This window comes from Rhodanobacter sp. DHG33, assembly GCF_014843005.1.
Classification (GTDB): domain Bacteria; phylum Pseudomonadota; class Gammaproteobacteria; order Xanthomonadales; family Rhodanobacteraceae; genus Rhodanobacter_A.
In genome coordinates this window covers 71,850-91,394 of record NZ_JACYXM010000010.1, presented here as the reverse complement: position 1 = coordinate 91,394, position 19,545 = coordinate 71,850, and the positions used below count along the sequence as shown (strand labels likewise).

Annotated in this window: 22 protein-coding genes and 4 tRNA genes; 7 read left to right on the top strand and 19 right to left on the bottom strand. The window is 68.2% G+C overall.

Annotation, left to right across the window (positions count from 1 at the left end; translation table 11 throughout):
- From IHE46_RS16450 to IHE46_RS16385, 14 genes are all read right to left on the bottom strand, one after another.
- On the bottom strand, positions 1-138 hold a 138-nt coding region (locus IHE46_RS16450), incomplete at its 3' end, for a GTP-binding protein (protein WP_239536270.1).
- Positions 139-199: 61 nt separating this feature from the next.
- Positions 200-275: transfer RNA gene (locus IHE46_RS16445), tRNA-Thr, on the bottom strand.
- A 24-nt stretch (positions 276-299) separates the two neighbouring features.
- Positions 300-373 (bottom strand) — tRNA-Gly (locus IHE46_RS16440).
- Between the two features lie 75 nt (positions 374-448).
- Positions 449-534 (bottom strand) — tRNA-Tyr (locus IHE46_RS16435).
- Positions 535-616: 82 nt separating this feature from the next.
- The gene (locus IHE46_RS16430) at positions 617-1,117 is read right to left on the bottom strand and encodes an acyl-CoA thioesterase (protein ID WP_192165950.1); all 501 of its coding nucleotides are present in this window, start codon (positions 1,115-1,117) and stop codon (positions 617-619) included.
- A 34-nt stretch (positions 1,118-1,151) separates the two neighbouring features.
- The gene (locus IHE46_RS16425; RefSeq protein ID WP_225563122.1) at positions 1,152-1,622 is read right to left on the bottom strand and encodes a GNAT family N-acetyltransferase; all 471 of its coding nucleotides are present in this window, start codon (positions 1,620-1,622) and stop codon (positions 1,152-1,154) included.
- A 105-nt stretch (positions 1,623-1,727) separates the two neighbouring features.
- The gene (gene ychF, locus IHE46_RS16420; protein ID WP_192165946.1) at positions 1,728-2,816 is read right to left on the bottom strand and encodes a redox-regulated ATPase YchF; all 1,089 of its coding nucleotides are present in this window, start codon (positions 2,814-2,816) and stop codon (positions 1,728-1,730) included.
- A 69-nt stretch (positions 2,817-2,885) separates the two neighbouring features.
- Positions 2,886-3,470: an aminoacyl-tRNA hydrolase gene (gene pth / locus IHE46_RS16415; protein WP_192165962.1), complete on the bottom strand. Its 585-nt coding sequence runs from the start codon at positions 3,468-3,470 to the stop codon at positions 2,886-2,888.
- Positions 3,471-3,524: 54 nt separating this feature from the next.
- Positions 3,525-4,190, bottom strand: coding sequence for a 50S ribosomal protein L25/general stress protein Ctc (locus IHE46_RS16410; protein WP_192165944.1), 666 nt, complete (start codon positions 4,188-4,190; stop codon positions 3,525-3,527).
- Positions 4,191-4,299: 109 nt separating this feature from the next.
- Positions 4,300-5,241: a ribose-phosphate diphosphokinase gene (locus IHE46_RS16405; RefSeq protein ID WP_192165960.1), complete on the bottom strand. Its 942-nt coding sequence runs from the start codon at positions 5,239-5,241 to the stop codon at positions 4,300-4,302.
- Between the two features lie 52 nt (positions 5,242-5,293).
- Positions 5,294-5,370 (bottom strand) — tRNA-Gln (locus tag IHE46_RS16400).
- A 72-nt stretch (positions 5,371-5,442) separates the two neighbouring features.
- On the bottom strand, positions 5,443-6,843 hold the full coding sequence (gene ispE / locus IHE46_RS16395; RefSeq protein WP_192165942.1) for a 4-(cytidine 5'-diphospho)-2-C-methyl-D-erythritol kinase: 1,401 nt from the start codon (positions 6,841-6,843) through the stop codon (positions 5,443-5,445).
- 6 nt (positions 6,844-6,849) lie between these two features.
- On the bottom strand, positions 6,850-7,458 hold the full coding sequence (lolB, locus tag IHE46_RS16390) for a lipoprotein insertase outer membrane protein LolB (RefSeq protein ID WP_192165940.1): 609 nt from the start codon (positions 7,456-7,458) through the stop codon (positions 6,850-6,852).
- Positions 7,455-9,056 (bottom strand): tetratricopeptide repeat protein, encoded by a 1,602-nt coding sequence (locus tag IHE46_RS16385; protein WP_225563125.1) that lies wholly within the window; start codon positions 9,054-9,056, stop codon positions 7,455-7,457. The genes lolB and IHE46_RS16385 overlap by 4 nt, the downstream gene beginning before the upstream one ends.
- A gap of 251 nt (positions 9,057-9,307) precedes the next feature.
- Here IHE46_RS16385 and hemA point away from each other — a divergent pair, with 251 nt between their 5' ends.
- Positions 9,308-10,579: a glutamyl-tRNA reductase gene (hemA, locus tag IHE46_RS16380; protein ID WP_192165938.1), complete on the top strand. Its 1,272-nt coding sequence runs from the start codon at positions 9,308-9,310 to the stop codon at positions 10,577-10,579.
- A 58-nt stretch (positions 10,580-10,637) separates the two neighbouring features.
- On the top strand, positions 10,638-11,717 hold the full coding sequence (gene prfA / locus IHE46_RS16375; RefSeq protein WP_192165936.1) for a peptide chain release factor 1: 1,080 nt from the start codon (positions 10,638-10,640) through the stop codon (positions 11,715-11,717).
- 6 nt (positions 11,718-11,723) lie between these two features.
- Here prfA and IHE46_RS16370 read toward each other — a convergent pair whose 3' ends face one another.
- Genes IHE46_RS16370 through IHE46_RS16360 form a run of 3 tightly spaced genes read right to left on the bottom strand, consistent with a single transcriptional unit; the run spans position 11,724 to position 13,740 of the window.
- Complete coding sequence (locus IHE46_RS16370; protein ID WP_192165933.1) at positions 11,724-11,990, bottom strand: acylphosphatase; 267 nt, start codon at positions 11,988-11,990, stop codon at positions 11,724-11,726.
- A complete protein-coding gene (locus IHE46_RS16365) occupies positions 11,990-12,469 on the bottom strand; it encodes a TlpA disulfide reductase family protein (protein WP_192165931.1) in 480 nt (159 codons plus the stop codon). Before IHE46_RS16365 ends, IHE46_RS16370 begins: the two co-directional genes overlap by 1 nt.
- Entirely contained in the window at positions 12,466-13,740 is a 1,275-nt protein-coding gene (locus tag IHE46_RS16360; RefSeq protein WP_192165929.1) for a YihY family inner membrane protein, read from the bottom strand. The genes IHE46_RS16365 and IHE46_RS16360 overlap by 4 nt, the downstream gene beginning before the upstream one ends.
- A 67-nt stretch (positions 13,741-13,807) precedes the next feature.
- Here IHE46_RS16360 and wrbA point away from each other — a divergent pair, with 67 nt between their 5' ends.
- Genes wrbA through IHE46_RS16345 form a run of 3 tightly spaced genes read left to right on the top strand, consistent with a single transcriptional unit; the run spans position 13,808 to position 15,238 of the window.
- Complete coding sequence (wrbA, locus tag IHE46_RS16355; protein ID WP_192165927.1) at positions 13,808-14,407, top strand: NAD(P)H:quinone oxidoreductase; 600 nt, start codon at positions 13,808-13,810, stop codon at positions 14,405-14,407.
- On the top strand, positions 14,404-14,751 hold the full coding sequence (locus IHE46_RS16350) for a DUF2069 domain-containing protein (protein WP_192165925.1): 348 nt from the start codon (positions 14,404-14,406) through the stop codon (positions 14,749-14,751). The genes wrbA and IHE46_RS16350 overlap by 4 nt, the downstream gene beginning before the upstream one ends.
- Before the next feature lie 22 nt (positions 14,752-14,773).
- Positions 14,774-15,238, top strand: a complete 465-nt coding sequence (locus tag IHE46_RS16345; RefSeq protein WP_192165923.1) for a cupin domain-containing protein — start codon at positions 14,774-14,776, stop codon at positions 15,236-15,238.
- Between the two features lie 9 nt (positions 15,239-15,247).
- On the opposite strand, the gene IHE46_RS16340 is transcribed toward IHE46_RS16345, so the two are convergent.
- Both IHE46_RS16340 and IHE46_RS16335 read right to left on the bottom strand, forming a co-directional pair.
- Positions 15,248-15,886, bottom strand: a complete 639-nt coding sequence (locus IHE46_RS16340; RefSeq protein WP_192165921.1) for a LysE family translocator — start codon at positions 15,884-15,886, stop codon at positions 15,248-15,250.
- The gene (locus IHE46_RS16335) at positions 15,883-16,770 is read right to left on the bottom strand and encodes an NIPSNAP family protein (RefSeq protein ID WP_192165919.1); all 888 of its coding nucleotides are present in this window, start codon (positions 16,768-16,770) and stop codon (positions 15,883-15,885) included. The genes IHE46_RS16340 and IHE46_RS16335 overlap by 4 nt, the downstream gene beginning before the upstream one ends.
- A gap of 100 nt (positions 16,771-16,870) precedes the next feature.
- Here IHE46_RS16335 and IHE46_RS16330 point away from each other — a divergent pair, with 100 nt between their 5' ends.
- Together IHE46_RS16330 and IHE46_RS16325 are read left to right on the top strand one after the other, a co-directional pair.
- Entirely contained in the window at positions 16,871-17,830 is a 960-nt protein-coding gene (locus tag IHE46_RS16330) for a YafY family protein (RefSeq protein ID WP_192165917.1), read from the top strand.
- A gap of 74 nt (positions 17,831-17,904) precedes the next feature.
- Positions 17,905-19,545, top strand: coding sequence for an acyl-CoA dehydrogenase family protein (locus IHE46_RS16325; RefSeq protein ID WP_192165915.1), 1,641 nt, complete (start codon positions 17,905-17,907; stop codon positions 19,543-19,545).

Below are 19,545 nucleotides of genomic sequence, written 5' to 3'. Positions count from 1 at the left end.
GGCCTTGAATTCACCGCCGAAACGCTCCGCACCGACCTTCGTCAGCGCCGCCGTCAGCGTCGTCTTGCCGTGGTCCACGTGACCAATCGTGCCCACGTTCACGTGGGGCTTGGTGCGCTCGAACTTGCCCTTTGCCATGACCAGAATCCCGGTGGAGTCAGTGAGAGGAAAACCGCCCGGAACGGGCGAGCAACAAAGATGGTGCTCATGACTGGAATCGAACCAGCGACCTCTTCCTTACCAAGGAAGTGCTCTACCGACTGAGCTACATGAGCAAGATTTCATAACGGCGGGATCAATGGAGCGGGAGACGGGAATCGAACCCGCACCATCAGCTTGGAAGGCTGAGGTTCTACCATTGAACTACTCCCGCCCTGCGCGGAGCCCGTTGCCGAATCGGTCAGACCGACCCGGCGAACCAGCCCAATCGCAACCTGCGCGAATCGACTGGTGGAGGGAGGTGGATTCGAACCACCGAAGGCGTAAGCCAGCAGATTTACAGTCTGCCCCCGTTGGCCGCTTGGGTATCCCTCCAACAAAGAACGCGTATTGTGTGGGGCACCCTGCTGACTGTCAACACCCGATGCGGTGCCGCGGACACATCCCGATGCGATTTTCAGCCGGGACTTTGCAGGTTTTCGTCCGCACGTCCGTCGACCAGCCGTTCCATCTCGCGCGACAGCTCCTGCAGCCGGCGCGCATGCGCCTGCAGGCGGCGTTCGCCGTCGTCGCGCGGCTCCCAGCGGGGCACTGGCGTGGGCTTGCCGTCCGGGGCATCCAGCGCTACGAACACCATCACGCAGCTGGTCGCCAGGCGCTGCTCGTTCTTGCGCAAGTCGCTCGCCAGCACATCCACCGCCAGGTGCATGCTGGAGGTACCGGTATGGATCAGCCGCGCGCGCACCGTGACCAGGTCGCCGATCAGGATCGGCGCCACGAACTGGATGCCGCCGACCGAGACCGTGACGCAATAGGCCCCGCTCCATGCCACCGCGCAGGCATAGCCGGCCTGGTCGATCCACTTCATCGCCATGCCGCCGTGCACCTTGCCGCCGAAATTGACGTCGGTGGGCTGGGCGAGGAAGCGGAAGGTCACCTCGTGCTGCTGGCCTGGCATGCGTGCTCCGGTCGCTACCGTGGAAAGGCCCGCATTATGCCCGCTGGCGATGCGCCGGATCGCGCCGCAGCTCCATCGGCGTGGTGAGCACGCCGTTCGGCGACAGGCGCTCTTCCGCCGTGGCCACGAATCCCAGCCGACGGTACGCCGGCACCGCGCAACGCGAAGCATTGAGCGTGAAGCGGCGCGTGCCGGCGCGACGCACCGCATCGGCCATCGCGCGCAGCCACAGGCGCCGCGCGATGCCGCGGCCGTGGTAGCGGGTACTGACGAAGAGCTGGGTCAGGTGGCTGTCGTCGCGTATCGTCGCCACGCCGACCAGGGTGTCGTCGAGCCAGGCGAGATGGAAGCGATGGCCCTCGGCCATGCGCATGCGCTGGACTGCCGCGCTTTGCCGGGACAGCAGCGCCAACCCTGCCTCGCGCGATTGGTCGGGAACGATCCAGCGCCGTGTCAGGCGGCGCACCAGCACGCCCACTGCACGCGCATCGTCAGGACGTCCCAACCGGATCCGCAGCACCGCCTTCGACATACTCAGCCCCGCGCCTTGCCGAACGGCGCGCATCCTTGCACGGAATGGAGGCGGCCCGCACGGCGCGGGCCATGCGGATCAGACGTTGAACAGGAAGTGCAGCACGTCGCCGTCCTTGACCACGTAATCCTTGCCTTCCTTGCGCAGACGGCCCGCATCGGCGGCGCCCTTCTCGCCCTTGTACTGGATGAAATCGTCGTAGGAGACGGTTTCGGCACGGATGAAGCCGCGCTCGAAGTCGGTGTGGATCACGCCGGCCGCCTGCGGCGCGGTGTAGCCGCGCTTGATGGTCCAGGCGCGCACTTCCTTCACGCCCGCGGTGAAGTAAGTCTGCAGGTCGAGCAGCTTGTAGCCCGCGCGAATCACGCGGTTGAGACCGGGCTCGTCCAGGCCCAGGTCCTTCAGGAACTCGTCGCGGTCGGCGTCGTCGAGCTGGGCCAGCTCTTCCTCGATGGCGGCGCACACCGGCACCACCTCGGCCCCCTCTTCGGCGGCGCGAGCGCGCACGGCGTCGAGGTGCGGGTTGTTCTCGAAGCCGTCCTCCAGGACGTTCGCGATGTACATCAGCGGCTTCAGGGTGAGCAGGAACAGGTCGCGCACCAGCGCCTTTTCCTCCTCGTCCAGCTTCACGCTGCGCGCCGACCTGCCTTCGTTGAGCGCGGCGGCGAGTTTCTGCAGCACCGGCTTCTTCGCCAGCGCTTCCTTGTCGTTGGCCTTGGCGGCGCGCTCGGCGCGGTTCAAGGCCTTCTCCACCGACTCCAGGTCGGCCAGCGCCAGCTCGGTATCGATGGTTTCGATGTCGGCGATGGGATCGACCTTGCCGGCGACGTGGATCACGTCGCCCTCGAAGCAGCGCACCACATGGGTGATCGCATCCACTTCGCGGATGTGCGCCAGGAACTTGTTGCCCAAGCCCTCGCCCTTCGACGCGCCGGCGACGAGGCCCGCGATGTCGACGAATTCGACCGCCGTCGGAATCACCTTCTGCGGATTCACGATGGCCGACAGCGCGTTGAGCCGCAGGTCGGGTACCGGCACCACGCCCACGTTGGGCTCGATGGTGCAGAACGGGAAGTTCGCGGCGGCGATGCCGGCCTTGGTCAGCGCGTTGAACAGGGTGGACTTGCCGACGTTGGGCAGGCCGACGATGCCGCATTTGATGCCCATGGAAAACTCCGAAAGCGTTTGTGCCGTTGCAGGCGCCGTTCCGCGGAAGCGGCAACGACGCCCGGAAAACTATTTGCCAGCGGCGGTATGCAACCGCTGCATGGCCTTGTCGAACTGGCCCTCGACCGCCAGCGGCAGCACGTCCAGCGCGCGCCCGATGCCGTCGAGAATGGCGTCCTCGTCCTGTGCCGACGGGCGACCGAGCACCCACGGCGTGACCCTGTCCTTGTGGCCGGGATGACCGATGCCGATGCGCAGGCGGTGGAACTTGCCGTGGCCGAGATGGGCCACGATGTCGCGCAAGCCGTTCTGGCCGCCGTGGCCGCCGTCGAACTTCATCCGCATGGTGCCGGCATCGAGATCCAGCTCGTCGTGCGCCACCAGGCACTCCTCCGGCTCGATCTTGTAATAGCGCAGCGCGGAAGCCACCGCGATGCCGCTCTTGTTCATGAAAGTGGCCGGCTTGAGCAGCCACACCGGCTCGCCGGCGATGCGCAGCTTGCAGGTTTCGCCGTGCAGCTTGCCGTCGAAGCCCCAGCGCTCGCCCTGCCCCGCCGCGAGGGCGTCCACAAACCAGAACCCGGCGTTGTGCCGGGTTCGGAGGTATTCGGCACCGGGATTGCCCAGTCCGACGATGAGTCGCAGACCCGCCATGACGGCAAGCAAGCGCACGCGCCCCGTGCCCGGCCGGGCACGGGGCGCAGCGGCTTACTTCTTGTCCTTGGCCGGCGCGGCAGCGGCGGGAGCGGCCTCGGTCGCGGCGGCGTCGGCAGCCGGCGCTTCCTCGACTTCTTCCTTCACCGTGTTCGCGGTAACCACGGCCGCGTCGTGATCGGCGCCAAGGTGCAGCGCCACGATCTCCACGCCCTTCGGCAGCTTCAGCTGCGACAGGTGGACGATGTCGCCCGGCTTGAGGTCGGCCAGGTCGAGTTCGATGAACTCCGGCAGATCCTTCGGCAGGCAGGAGATTTCCACTTCCGTCAGGTTGTGCGAGACCACCACGCCGGAGGTCTTGGCGGCGGCGGACTTCTCCTGGTTGAGGAAGTGCAGCGGAACGTTCACGCGCACGGCGTGCTTCTCGTCGATGCGCAGGAAATCCATGTGCATCATCTGCTGCTTGAACGGGTGCTTCTGCCAGTCGCGCACCAGCACCTTCTGCACCTTGCCGTCGACGTTCAGGTCGAGCACGGAGGAGAAGAACCACTCGTGCTTGGCGGCGAGCAGGATGGTGTTGTGCTCGATCTGGATGCTCTGCGGGGGCTGGCCCGCACCGTAGACGACGGCCGGCACGTAGGCCGCACGACGCAGGCGGCGGCTCGCACCTTTCCCCTCGTCCTTGCGGCTCTCGGCCTTGATTTCATGAGTCTGTGCCATTTCAGTACTACCTTGGGTTGGAAGACCGCCTCGCGGCGGCTGTTCGACTTTTCCGCGACCAGAAAAGCCGGTTGTTGCCGCGACAGCCGGAGGCCACCGCGGCGAAAAATCAATCGACGTACAACGAGCTCACCGATTCGCCGAAGGCGACGCGGCGGATCGTTTCGGCCAGCAGCTCGGCTACCGACAGCACGCGGATCTTCGCGTTGGCCTTCGCCTCCGCGCTCAGCGGCAGCGTGTTAGTGACCACCAGCTGATCAAGCTGGGAATTCTCCAGGTTGCTCATCGCCGCGCCGGAAAGCACCGGGTGCACGCAATAGGCCACCACCTTCTTCGCGCCGCGCTCCTTCAGCGCGGCGGCCGCGGCGCACAGCGTGCCGGCGGTATCGACGATGTCGTCCACCATCACGCAGGTCTTGCCCGCCACGTCGCCGATGATGTTCATCACCGTGGCCACGTTGGCCTTGGGGCGGCGCTTGTCGATGATCGCCAGGTCGGCGTCGTCCAGGCGCTTGGCCAGCGCGCGGGCGCGCACCACGCCGCCCACGTCCGGGCTCACCACGATCAGGTCGTCCATGCTGTGATTGCGCCAGATGTCGGCCAGCAGCACCGGCGAGGCGTAGACGTTGTCCACCGGGATGTCGAAGAAGCCCTGGATCTGCTCGGCGTGCAGGTCCACCGTGACCACGCGGTCGATGCCGGCGGTGCCGATCATCTTGGCCACCAGCTTGGCGGTGATCGGCACGCGCGCCGAACGCGGGCGGCGGTCCTGCCGCGCGTAGCCGAAGTACGGGATCACCGCGGTGACGCGGGCGGCGGAGGCGCGCTTCAGCGCGTCGGCCAGCGCCAGCAGCTCGACCAGGTTCTTCGCGCTCGGCGCGCCCGTGGGCTGCAGCACGAACACTTCCTGGTTGCGCACGTTCTCCTCGATCTCGATCTGCACTTCGCCGTCGCTGAAGGTGCTGACCAGGACCTTGCCCAGCGGCACGCCCAGGCGATGCGCGACGTCCTCGGCAAGCCGCGGATGGGCGTTGCCGGCAAACAGCATCATCGGGCTGGAACTGTCCACGCGTGCATTCCTCGGAAATGCTGAAAGTGCTGGGTGGCTGGGGCGGCAGGATTCGAACCTGCGCATGCGGGAATCAAAATCCCGTGCCTTAACCAGCTTGGCGACGCCCCATCATGACGGATACCGAAAAGCAGCCGGGTGGCTGCTCTTCGGGTCGCGAACCATCCATGATCCGCTTGTCGTTCAACCGGCCGTTTCGGGCCGGCCCGAGCCGCCTCCATGGCGACCCAATGCCTCGTGCAAGGGCGAAACCGCGACACCGGTGGCCACGTGGGCCGTGAACGTCGCTGGACAACGATCCGCGATGGCCTGCGCCTGTTCCCGCGTGCGCGACTCCAGGAACACGCAACCGCCGCTGCCGGACAGCCGCGCCGCGCCATGGCGACCCAGCCAGTCCAGTGCCGCCGCCACGCGGGGATGGCGCTCGCGCACCACCGGCGTGAAGGCGTTTTCCGTCGTTTCGCCCGAAACAAAGGATGAAATTGTCGCCCGGGGCGCATTTCGTGTCAATTCAGGCGCTTGAAACAGGGCGACGGTGGGCACGTGCTCGTGCGGGTCGAGCACCACGTAATGCCGCCGCGGCAGGTCCAGCGGCGTGAGCCGCTCGCCCACGCCCTCGGCCCAGGCCGAACGGCCGCGCACGAAGACCGGCACGTCGGCACCCAGTTGCCGCCCCAGCTCGGCCAGTGCGCCCTCGTCCAGCCCGCAGCACCACAGATGGTTCAGCGCCACCAGCACGGTGGCCGCATCGGAGCTGCCGCCACCGAGGCCACCGCCCATCGGAATGCGCTTCTCCACCTCGATATCGACGCCGGGCGTGCTGCCCGCGTGCTCGCGCAGCAAATGTGCAGCGCGCACCACCAGGTCGTCGTGCTCGGGCACGCCTGGCACGTCGGTGAGACGGCGGATCGCGCCATCCGTACGCAGGCGCAGGCGCAGTTCGTCGCCCCAGTCGAGCAGGCGGAATACGGTCTGCAGCTCGTGGTAGCCGTCGGCGCGGCGGCCGGTGATGCGCAGGAACAGGTTGAGCTTGGCCGGCGCGGGCCAGCGCGTCCAACCTTCGGGCGAGGCCCGCAATCTGCGGCGCATGAAGACGCGCAGGTGCATGGGAAAGCCGCGCTCCTGGTCGTGCGCGCGGTGTTCGGCCAATGCAGGCGTGTAGTGCTGCGGGTCGATCGCCTCGAACCCGTGCCTCGCATAGAACGGCGCATTCCACGGCACGTCCGAGAGCGTGCCCAGCACCACGGACGGATAGCCCGACTCGGCGGCCCAGGCACAGGCATGCTCCAGCAGCGCCGCGCCGATGCCGCGCCGGCCATGGCTGGGCAGCACGTCGATCTCGGCGATGCCCACTTCGCCGTCCTCGATCGCCACGCCCACGAAACCCACGGCACTGCCTGCCTCGTCCTGCGCCACCCACACGCGCCCCGCGCCTATCGCCTCGGCGAGTGCCTGTGCATCCATGGGCGAGGCGGCATAGGACGGCCACGCGGGATGGCCGCGGAACAGCTCCTGCGCCGCGCGCTCGATGCCGCGCAGCGCGTCAGCCTGGTCGAGGCGGGCAGGCTCGATGGTGAAGCTCATGCGGACTTACCGCACAGTCCAGTTCTCCACCGACAACCGCACCTTGTACGGCGGCCGCGTGGCGAAGATGGTGGTGGGCAACGGCGGCTGGCGCGTGGTGTCCCATGCGCGGTAGTCCACCGACCAGCCGTCCTGCGTGAGCAGCGAGGGCAGGCGGTTGTCGCCGAACGCCAGCTCGGCCGGACCGCTGTCGGCGCGCAGGCCCAGCACCCAGGCGCGCAGGTCGTGCAACGGCACTTCCCAGCCCAGCGCGCGGTGCATCAGCGCTTCGGCGTCCGTGCCTTGTATCGGACCGCCATCCAGCCCCTTCAGCACGGCACCGTCGGGGCCACTGCTCAGCTCGAAACTGCGGCCGGTGATGGGGGCACGGAACACGAAGCTGTAGCTCTCGCCGTCCTGTGTCCAGGTGAAGCCGCCGCTGACGCCGTCGTGGCCGTCGGAAACACCGAGCCGGCCGTCCAGCGTCCAGTGGTCGGTGTGCGCCATAGCCTGTTCGCGCGCGGCCTGCGCATTGAGCAGCGACGCATCGCCCTTGATGCGCAACCCCTGCTGCGGCACGCAGGCAGCCAGCAGGAGCGGCAGGGCCGCCGCGAGAAACCGGAGAGGGTGCTTCATGGATTCAACCGCTTGAGGGTGCCTTGCAGGCTGGCATTGTGCGGATCGAGCTTGCGCACGGCGTCGAACACCTTCTGCGCGCCCTGGCGGTCACCCTGTTTCCACAGCACCTCGCCGAAGTGCACGCCGATGTCGGGGTCCTTGCTGGACTGCCATGCGCCGTGCAGCGACTGCGCGGCCTGATCGAGATGGCCCAGCCGGTACTGCACCCAGCCCCAGGAGTCGGCGATGGCCGGATCGTTCGGCCGTGCCGCATGCGCCTTCGCAATCAGCTGTTCCGCCTCGGGCAGGTCGCGGCCGGCATCGGCCAGCGTGAAACCCAGCGCGTTGCTGGCGTCGATGTCGTCGGGCTTGAGCTTGAGCAGGCTGCGGAAATCCTGCACCGCGGGATCCACCTGCCCCGCACTGGCATAGGCCAACCCGCGACCGTAGAGCAAACCCGGATCGTTCGGCGCCGCCTGCAGGGCACGGGTGAAGGCGTTGATCGCCTGCGGATAGTTCTGCTCCTGCATGTAGATCTCGGCGTCGAGCTGCCATGCCTGGCGCAACTGGTCCGGCTGGTCGAGGTAGTCCATCTGCATCTGGCCGAGCAGTTCGTGCGCGTCGGCATGCTTGCCCTGCGCTTGCAGCAGCACCGCGCTGCGCAGGTCGGCGTCGAAGGCATGCGGATCGTCGTCGCCGACCTGGTCGTACCAGGACAGCGCCTCGGCATCGCGATGCTGCATTTCGGCCAGCTGGCCGAGCAGGAAGGCGTTCTGCGCACGCACGTCGGGCGCGGCCTGCTGCAACTGGCGATACAGCGCCGCGATGGCCGCGGTGTCCTTGCTGTGCACGGCCAATGCCGCGCGCAGTTGGTACGTGTCGGCGCTCTGCGGGCCGTGATCCAGCACTTTCGCCGCTGCCGTGTAGTCGCCGGACTGGCCGAGCAGGCTGGCGTAGACCAGGCGCAGACGCACATTGTCGGGCGACTTGGCCGTGGCCTGCTGCAGCAAGGCGAGCGCTCCTTTGGTGTCGCCCTTGCCGGCCTTCATCTGCGCCGACCAGACATAGACGTCGGCATTGCCCGGAAAGCGGGCGATCGCGGCATCCGCGATCCGCTGCGCATAGGCGTGCCGACCCAGTTTGTCGCCCAGCTCGCTCATCGCGAGCCAGGCCTGCGGATCGGCAGGCAGGCGCTGCGGCGTAGCGAGCATCTCCAGCAGCTTCCCGGCCTGCGCCTGGTCGCGCGCGGCTACCAGCACCTGGCCGAAGCCGCGCCAGGCGTCCTTGTCGTGGCTGTCGGTGAGGATCTGCAGCTGCCGCTGCGCCTCGGGCGTATCGCCGCGATCCAGCGCCAGTTGCGCGCGCCCCTGCGCCATGGCCGCCGGCTTGGCGCCCAAGGCTTGCCAGCGGCTCAGCGCACGCTCGGCGGCCGTGTCGTCGTGCACCGCGATCGCCAGCATCGCAGCCCGCTCGGCCACGGCAGGATCGTCGCTGATCGCCATCGCCTTGTCGTAACTCTGCGCGGCGGCCTTGAGGTCGGTGCTGCCCAGCGCCATTTCGCCGGCCATGAGCTGCGCGAGCAGATCGTGGTCCGCGTCCGGCGTCACCACCACCATCTTCGCCAGCGGCTGCGGCGGAACGGCGGGCGCCGGCTTGGCGGCCGGCTTCAGCGGCACCGGCGCGCAGGCGACCAGCCCGAGCATCAGCGCGGCGGCTGCCGTAAAATGCCGCACCAGCTTGTATCCGTAACGCCTGCTTCGCACACTGACCATCATCTGTCCGTCACGTCTGCACACACGCCACACCGTGTTCGAATCCACGGCGCCTCGGCGACAAGCTTAGCCTACGCCGGGATTTTCACTACTCCATGCCGCTGATCGCTCTCGGGCTCAACCACCTCACCGCGCCGGTCACCCTGCGCGAGCAGGTGGCGTTCGACGCCGAGGCCGCCGCCGCCGCATTGCGCGAGCTGCAATGTGAACCCGGCGTGGAGGAGGCGATGATCCTGTCCACCTGCAACCGCACCGAGCTGTACGTGAGCGTGGCCGCCGGCGCCGAACAGCTGCCGCAGGCATGGCTGAGCCGCCACCATCGACTGACTCCCGGCAAGCTGGACGAGTTCCTTTACCGCCACGACGAGCAGAACGCCGCGCGCCACCTGTTCCGCGTCGCTACCGGCCTGGACTCGATGGTGCTGGGCGAGCCGCAGATCCTCGGCCAGGTGAAGGAGGCCTACCAGCTCGCCCGCGACGCGAATGCGCTGAAGGCGCCGCTGGACCGCCTGCTGCAGCACACCTTCGCCGTCGCCAAGCGCGTGCGCACGGAAACCCGCATCGGCGCGCATACCGTGTCGGTGGCGTTCACCGCGGTGCGCCTCGCCGAGCAGGTGTTCACCGACCTGCGCGACGCCTGCGTGCTGCTGATCGGCGCGGGCGACACCATCGAACTGGCCGCGCGCCACCTTGCCGACAAGCAGGCGCGCCGGCTGATCGTGGCCAACCGCACGCCGGAAACCGCGCAGGAACTCGCAAGCCGTTACGGCGGCTACGCCATCGCGCTGGCCGACCTGCCGCAGCACCTGGCCGAAGCCGACATCGTGATCTCCTCCACCGCCTCGCGCCTGCCCGTCGTCACCCGCGCCATGGTCGAACAGGCATTGGCCGCGCGCCGGCGCAAGCCGGTGTTCATGGTGGACATCGCAGTGCCGCGCGACATCGAACCCAGCGTGGCCGAGCTGCCGGACGTCTACCTCTACGGCATCGACGACCTGCAGCAGGTGATCGACGACAACCGCCGCTCGCGCGCCGCCGCTGCGCGCGAAGCCGACGCCATCATCGATCTGCAAGTGGATCGCTACATGGCGTGGCGCCGCGCGCTCGACGTGCGCAATCCCGCATTGGACCTGCGCCAGCACGCCGAAGCCTATCGCGACGAAGTGCTGGAAAAGGCCCGCGCCATGCTCGTGCGCGGCAAATCGCCCGACGAGGCACTGGGCTTCCTAGCGCACACGCTCACCAACAAGCTGCTGCACCATCCCAGTGCGCGGCTGCGCGAGGCGGCGCTTTCGGGCGATCTCGACCTGCTGCAGGCGGCGGGGCGGCTGTACGGGCTCGATGAAGAGACCGGCGCAGAGGATTAGCGGGCCGTAACGGTCCGGCCTTTCCTCTCACCGTTCTTTCCTTTCCCGCTCCGCACCCATGACGCCATCCATCCGCCGCAAACTCGAAACCCTCGCCGAGCGCCACGAAGAAATCGGCCTGCTGCTGGCCCAGCCCGACGTGCTGGCCGACGGCACGCGCTTCCGCGAGCTGTCGCGCGAATACGCCCAACTGGAACCCGTCTCCACCGCGCTGCGCGAGCACGAAGCCGCCATGCGCGAACTGGCCGATGCACGCGCCATGCTGGACGACCCCGAACTCGCCGAGATGGCCGCCGACGACATCGCGCGCCTCGAAGCGCGCCTCGAAGCGCTCGACGGCGAGCTGCAGATCCTGCTGCTGCCGAAGGACCCGCGCGACGAGGCCAACCTCTACCTCGAAGTGCGCGCCGGCACCGGCGGCGACGAGGCGGCAATCTTTGCCGGCGACCTGTTCCGCATGTATGCGCGCTACGCGGAACGCAAGCGCTGGCAGGTGGAAATCCTCAGCGAGAGCCACGGCGAACACGGCGGCTACAAGGAAATCGTGGCACGCGTCGAAGGCAAGGGCGCGTATTCGCGGCTGAAGTTCGAATCGGGCACGCACCGCGTGCAGCGCGTGCCGGAAACCGAGTCGCAGGGACGCATCCATACCTCGGCGGCCACGGTGGCGATCCTGCCCGAGTTGGACGAGATCGAGGCCATCGCGATCAATCCCGCCGACCTCAAGATCGACACGTTCCGCGCCTCGGGCGCGGGCGGCCAGCACGTCAACAAGACCGACTCGGCGATCCGCATCACGCATCTGCCGACGGGCACCGTGGTGGAATGCCAGGAGGAACGCAGCCAGCACAAGAACCGCGCCCGCGCGATGAGCCTGCTGCAGGCGCGCCTGCTGGACGAGGCGCAATCCAAGCAGACCGCGGCGCAGGCGCAGGAACGGCGGCTGCAGGTCGGCTCGGGCGACCGCAGCCAGCGCATCCGCACCTACAACTTCCCGCAGGGCCGCATCACCGACCACCGCGTGAACCTCACCCTGTACCGCCTGCCGGAAATCGTGCAGGGCGACCTGGACGAACTGGTCGACACGCTGACCCGCGAAAATCAGGCGGATCAGCTGCAGGCACTTGGGCAGGGCTGAACCGGATCACCCGGTGCGGAATCCGCGCACGGCCTGCTCCGGCAACCCGAGCCGCTCGACCGCATCCACGCGTGCCGCAGGCGGCCCCTTCCGCAGCCAGCGCTCCAGTGCGTCGAGCGCCGCTTCATCGCCCACGGCCATGACCTCGACGCGCCCGTCCGGCAGGTTGATCGCATGGCCTTCGATGCCCAGCGCCACCGCCTGTTCGCGCGTGCTGGCGCGAAAGAACACGCCCTGCACCCGGCCACTGACGAGGAAGCGCGCAGCAGGCATCACTTCTTCGCTTTGCCGATGGCCGCATCCAGCTTGGCGGCGTCGATCGGGCCGAGGAAATGCGTCGCCACCGTGCCGTCCGGCGCGATCAGGTAGGTGGTGGGCAAACCGCGCGGTTCGTCGAAATCCTTGAGCGGCTTGTCCAGCGTGACCTGCGCCACCGGATACACCACCGGATGCTTGGCGAGGAAGGCCTTGACGTCGGCCGGCTCGCTGTCCTCGTAGGCCAGGCCGATGGCATGCACGTTCTTATGCGTGGCCACGTAGCGCGAAAGCGTCGGCATCTCCGCAATGCAAGGCACGCACCACGTGGCCCAGAAATTCACGATCACCCAGTGCCCGCGCTCGGTGGCGAGATCGTAGGGCTTGCCGTCCATCGTAGTGATGTGGATGGACGGGTGCGCGGGCATCGCAGCGCGCGCCGTGCCCGCCAGGGCGAACGGCAGCAGCAGCGCGGCAAGCCAGACATGTCGGTTCATGGTGAAGATTCCTCGTGGGCAATAGGCACTGCAGGAAACACCTGCAGCAAGGGGGTAGCCAAGGTCGAGCGAACGTCTGCGGCCAGTGCGTCCAGCATGGCCAGCAGCTCCTGCGGCAGCGGCAGATTCAGCGCTTCCGCCTGCTGCGCGGGCTGCAGCGGCAGGCGGTAGTTCACGTGCTGGTACACGCGCAGCAGGTCGGCGCTGTCCAGGCTGCGGCTGAGCAGCCACCCGCCCGACTCGCCGCGCTGGATCAGGCCAGCACGCGCAAGGTCGTCGAAATACGCCGTCACCAGCGCACCGCGCAGGCGTGGCTCGCTGGCGCAGAGCAGCGACGGGTCCACGCCTTCGCCGCGCCGTTGCGCATCGACGAAACGCCCGAGCACCAGCATCAGGCCGAGGAACTCCGCGCCTTCCGGCAATTTTTCGGTGGGCGGCTCGTACTCGAACGCCGAGATCGAGGCGGCGATCGAGGCGCCAAGGATCACGATGATCCACGACAGGTAGATCCACACCAGGAAAATCGGGATCACCGCCAGCGCCTTGCCGTAGATCTGCTGGTAGGTGTGCGCCCCGTGCACGAACAGGCGAAAACCCCAGCGCGCGAACTCGAACAGGATCGCGGCGACCAGCGCGCCCACGGTGGCGTCGCGCCGTGACACGCGTCGGTTCGGCACCAGCGTGTACATCAACCACAACGTCACGAAGGTGGCGATGAACGGCACCGCGCGCAGCACGGGCAAGCCGTGCCCGGCCGATGCGGGAGCGGAGGCCCCCTGCAGCAGCGGCTGCGCGCTCAGGTAGGAACTGGCCGCGACCCCGGCGCCCACCAGCACGGGGCCCAGCGTCAGCGCCGCCCAGTACAGCAGCAGGCGTGCGGGCCAACTGCGCGACCGCTGCACGCGCCAGATGCGGTTCAACCGATCCTCGATGCTCACCATCATCGAGATCGCGCTGAACAGCATCATCAGGATGCTGATGCCCGTGAGCTGGCTGGCATTGCCGGCGAAGCCCTGCAGCGCGTCCTGGATGTGATGGCCCGCCGCCGGCACGAAGTTGCGGAACACGAAATCGAGCAGCAGGTCGCGCGACTGCGCGAACACCGGGAACGCCGCGAACATCGCCAGCGCCGCCACCATCAATGGCACCAGCGATACCAGGGTGGTGTAGGACAGCGCGCCCGCGGTCTCGAAGCACTTGTCGTCGACGAAGCGCTGCCACAGGAAGCGGCTGAAGCTGTGTGTGCGGTCGCGGTCGTAATGCAGTTGCATGGGCGGCTCGCCAACATCGCCGGGAACATCCCTACACTAGCGCATCGCCCACATCGCGCCCACACGCATGAACGACATTCTCGTCCTCTACTACAGCCGCAACGGCCGTACCGCGCAGCTGGCGCGGCTGATCGCCCGCGGCATCGAGGAAGTGCCCGGCGCCCGCGCGCGCCTGCGCCAGGTGCCACCCGTGGCGCCGGTCACCGAAACCGCGCAGCCGCCGGTGCCCGACGAAGGCGCGCCCTACGTGACGAAGCAGGATCTGGTGGAATGCAGCGGCCTCGCGCTGGGCAGCCCCACGCGCTTCGGCAACATGGCCGCACCGCTCAAGCACTTTCTCGACAGCACCGGCGCCGAGTGGGCCAGCGGCACGCTGGCCGGCAAGCCCGCCGCGTTGTTCACTTCCACCAGCACCATGCACGGCGGCCAGGAATCCACCCTGCTGACGATGGCGCTGCCGCTGCTGCATCACGGCATGCTGCTGGTGGGCATCCCGTTCACCGAACCCGCGCTCAGCATCACGCAGACCGGCGGTTCGCCCTACGGCGCCAGCCATGTCGCCGGCAGCAAGGGCGAGAACGCCATCAGCGAGCACGAGCGCGAGCTGGCCCGCGCATTGGGTCGCCGCCTTGCCGACACCGCGCGCAAGCTGGCTGCGGGCGCATGAGCGTCAGCGCGTTGCCTACCGAGCAGAAGATCGGCCTTGCTGCATGGGCTGCGCTCGGCGCATTGCAGCTGATCTGGCACGGCTGGCTGTTGAAGCCGCAAAGCGTACCGATGGCGTTGGTGCTCGCGATCGCCGTGATCCCCCTGCTGCTTCCGCTCGCCGCCGTGCGCAATCCGCGCCGTGCCCTGCTCTGGGTGGGCATCCTCGCCCTGTTCTACTTCTGCCACGGCGTGGCCGAGGCGTGGAGTTCACCGGTCGAACGCGCGCTCGCCATCGTCGAGATCGTGCTCACCCTGCTGCTGATCGGCACGCTGGGCGCGGGCGTCCGTCGGCCGCGCCGCTGACACCATCCATCGGGAGACCCGCATGCCGCACCCCAGCTTGCTGACCGCCGCCGACATCGAAGCGATGGAAGCGGTGGCCCGTCCGCATCCGCTGAATCCGAACGCGTTGCGCCTGCGCAAGTCGCTGGGCGACGCCACCGGGCTCACCCAGCTCGGCGTCCACCGCATCGAGCTGCCGCCCGGCCGCGATTCCAGCGAATACCACCGACACCTGTACGAGGAAGAATTCGTCTACGTGCTCGCCGGACACGGCCGCGCGCTGATCGACGAACAGACGCACGACATCGCCCCCGGCGATTTCCTCGGCTTCGCGCGCAACGGTCCCGCCCACGTCATCACCAACACCGGCGATGCGCCGCTGGTGCTGCTGGTGGCCGGCCAGCGGCTGGAGCAGGACATTTGCGATTATCCGCACCGCCGCAAGCGGCTGTACGTGCGCGGCGAACAAGGCGACTTGGTGGACTTCGACGCCATCGTGGCGGACTGACCGCCTCGCTCACGCAGAACGCAAACCCTCAAGTCCGGTGAACACCGCCACCGCGATCAGCAAGCCACCTACGCAGCGCGTGGCCAGCACGCCGCTTGCCGGCCGATTCTGCAGCCAGCCGCGCACACGACTGGCCAACAACGCCAGCGGGCCGTACACGCCACACTGGGTGAGCGCGATGATCGCCCACAGCACCAGTGCCTGCAGCCACAGCGAGCCCTCGGACGGATGCAGGAATTGCGGGAAGATCGCCAGCATGAACAGGTAGGCCTTGGGATTCAGCAGGCAAGTGAACAATCCCTGCCGGAAGGTCGCGCCCAGCGGCGCCACAGCCTGCCCGGTGGCCGGTGCGTGGAACCCTACGGCGCTGCGCAACAGCAAAATGCCGATCCAGGCGATGTACAGCGCGCCCGCCAGCAACAATGCGTTGAACACGCCGGGTACCAGCCGTACCAGCACGCTGATCCCCAGTGCCGCCATCAGCACATGGCAGGCACCGCCGGCCACGATACCGCCCACCGCCGCCAGTCCGCGGGTACGGCCGCCGCTCAGCGCACTGCCGAACACGAAAGCCATATCCAGTCCCGGCAACGCGATCACCCCGAACACCACCACCAGGAACAGCCACAGCTGAGCGGGGTGGTTCATCGCGCCGCCTCGCCGGCATCCGGCAGCCAGCGCAGCCGCGAGCGGGGGGTTGGATCCATCGCCAGCAGCTCAGGCGCGGCGCGCAGCATGCCGCTGGCGAGCAAGGTTTTCGCGGCCGCCTGCATTGCTGGCTGCAGTTGCTTGCGCAGAGTCGCTTCGTCGCGCACCACGCCCAGCCAGACCAGCCACGGGCCGTCCATGCGCACCGGCAGCTGTGGGAAATTATTCGGTTCGTCCAGCGTGACCAGGATGCCAGCCGGATGCACACCGGCAACACGGTAACTTTCGAACTGTGCTTCCGCATGCGTCGCCAGCACATCCTCGTCGCCCTTCTTCACCGCGAAGATCTGCATAACCACGATGCCTTGCGCACCATGCGGCTCGTCCACCGGATCCACCGCCGGCAGCACGTCGACGCCGGTGTCCGGCCGCAGCGGGCGCAGCAACAGCACGTTGTCGCTGTCCGGCAGCAGCGCATTCACCTTAAGGCGATGCTCGCGCCACAGCGGCCCGTAGTAGAACTGCGAATTCACCACCGGCCGCGCGGGCATGTCGTGGAAGCCGCGCAGCCAGACGAACTGATCCGGATGCTCGCGTGGCAGGAACTGGCCGAACACCATCGCGCCCAACTGTTCGAAGGCCTCCGGGAAATAAGTGTCGAAGTAGTCGGCGAAGCGCGCGCGGCCACCGTGCGTCGTGGTGTAGCGGCGCAATTCGACGACCTGGAAATCGTGCAGGTGGCTAACGGTTGCCATCGCGGGCGGCGCCTCGTGCGACACCGCGCCGGTGCCGCTGGCGACAGCGGGCTCGGCCGGCGTCGATCCACTCACTCCCAGCGCGATCATGGAGAACAGGCCCAGCAGATGGCGGTATGCGGATTTCATGGTGACTCCTGATGCGCCGGTCGGCACGTGCGTTGACGTGCGGGCACGTTACGAGCAAATCAGGACATAATTCGCCCTGATATATCGCCAGGCTCCACGCATGACCCAACCCACCACCCGCGTGCTGGCCGTGCTGGAACTGCTACAGGGCTGCGGCCGCATCAGTGGCCCGGAACTGGCGCTGCGGGTCGGCGTGGATGGCCGCACCCTGCGCCGCTACATCGCCACGCTTGAGGAACTGGGCGTCCCGATCGTCGCCGAGCGAGGACGCTACGGCGCCTACATGCTGGTGCCCGGCTTCAAGCTGCCGCCGCTGATGTTCAACGACGACGAGGCGCTGGCGCCGTCGGTGGGCCTGGTCGCCGCGCGCGGACTGGGCCTCGCCGAAGCCGCGCCAGCCGTGGCCAGCGCCCAGGCCAAGTTGGCGCGCGTCACGCCGGATCGCCTGAAGCGCCAGCTGCATGCGATTGCCGAGACGGTGCGCGTCGACCTTGTCCACGCGAGCGGTGTCCCGCACAGCAACGAAGCACTGATCGCACTCACCGCCGCGGCACAGGCGCAGCGGCGCGTACACCTTGACTACACCACCCCGCAGCATCTGCGCAGCGAGCGCGACGTCGATCCCTACGGTCTCGCGTGGCGCGCGGGGGCGTGGTACGTGGTGGGCTGGTGCCACCTGCGTCGCGACCTGCGTTCGTTCCGGCTGGATCGCATCGGCACCGTGCAGTCGCTCGATGCGCATTTCGAGCGCCCCGTCGGTTTCGATGCGCTGGAGCAGCTCGCCTTCAGCGTCGCTACCCTGCCGCGCAGCATCGCGATCGAAGTGCTGTTGCGCACCGACCTGAAGACCGCCCGCGACGCTTTCTCACTCGCTTTCGGCCTGTTCGAACCGGTCGACAACGGTGTGCTTCTGCGCAGCAGCGCGGACGATCTCGACTGGTTCGCCCGCCAGCTGGCGCGGCTGTCATTCGACTTCGAGGTACGCACGCCAGCGCGCCTGCGCAACGCACTCAGACGTCACGCGACACGCTTGCAGAGGCTTGCCGCCGGCAACGCCTGAGCGCGATCCGCGGCTCACGCGATACGTACGGCCCGTTGCCTATACTGGCGCGTCGATCCATACCGGAGCCGCCCATGGGATTCCTGCAAGCCGCCCCGCAACTGCCGCACCCCTGGCGCAGCGAACGCCTGCTGCACGCGTTGCTCGATCGCGCCCTGCCTGCCGCGCGGCGCGGCGCACTCGACAACGACCTCGACGCGCTGGGCGACTACGCGCTGACGGCTTGGCAACGCGCCACCACGACCACGCGGCGCAAGCCGGTGCTTACGCAGTGGGATGCGTGGGGGCGGCGGGTGGATCGCATCGAGCTGACTCCGGCGTGGCAGGAGGGTCCGCACGTCACCACGAGCCATGCGGTGCTGGCCGCCGGCCACGAAAACCACGAGCACGCGCGCCTGGAGGAATTCGCGCGCGTCTACCTCTACCACGTGGCCAGCGAGTTCTACACCTGCCCGCTGGCGATGACCGATGGTGCGACCACCGCGCTGAAGGCTTCCGGCAATCGCGCGCTGATCGAACGCGCGGTGCCGCACTTCCTCAGCCGCGACGCAAAGACGTTCTGGCTCAGCGGCCAATGGATGACGGAGACGCATGGCGGCTCGGACGTCAGCCACACCGAAACCGTCGCGCGGCAGGATGCCGACGGCCAGTGGCGACTGCACGGCCGCAAGTGGTTCAGCTCGGCGGTGGTGGGCGAAGCGGCGCTGGCGCTGGCGCGCCCCGAAGGCGCCAGCGACGGTTCCGGTGCGCTGGCCCTGTTCTATGTGGAGACGATGGATGGCGCGTCGCGCAAGCCGCAGCTCGTCGTCGACCGCCTCAAGGACAAGCTGGGCACGCAGGAGCTGCCCACGGCCGAGATTCACCTGGACGGCCTGCCCGCATGGCCGCTGGGCGAGCTGTCGAACGGCGTGCGCCAGGTGGCGCCCATGCTCAATGTCACGCGCACCTGGAACGCGGTGTGCGCGATCGCCAGCATGGCGCGGGCGATCGCGCTGGCGCGCGACTACGCCACGCGACGGCAGGCCTTCGGCCGCCCGCTGATCGAGCAGCCGCTGCACGCACAGACGCTGGCCGACATGCAGGCCGAATTCGAGGGCGCCTTCGCGCTGGCCTTCGAGGTGGCGCAATTGCTGGGCCGCGTGGAACACGGCAGCGCCGCACCGCACGAGGCCGCGCTGCTGCGCCTGCTCACGCCGCTGGCGAAGCTGTGGACGGGCAAGCTCGCGGTGAGCCTCTGTTCCGAGGCGCTGGAATGCTTCGGCGGCGGCGGCTACATCGAGGATACGGGTCTGCCGCAACTGCTGCGCGACGCCCAGGTGTATGCGATCTGGGAAGGCACCACGAACGTGTTGTCGCTGGACGCGCTGCGTGCGTTGGCAGGCGACGGCCTGGGCGCGCTGCACACGGCATCGGCCGGCTGGCTGCGTGACAACGACGACATGCATGCCTCCGGCGCGATCCGGCAGGCGCTGGATGCCTGCGCACACTGGCTCGAGCGCCACGGCGCCACACGCGATGCACGGGAAGCCGGCGCACGCGGCGTGGCCCTCACGCTGGCGCGCAGCGCTGCGGCAGCCCTGCTGGCGCGGCAGGCGGCATGGTCGTCGCAGCACGGCGACGCCAGGCCCACCGCCGCGCTGCGGCGCTTCCTCGCGCACGGCCTCATGCGCCTTTCGGTCGTCGAGGCTGACGACACCCGCCAACTGCTCGATTGA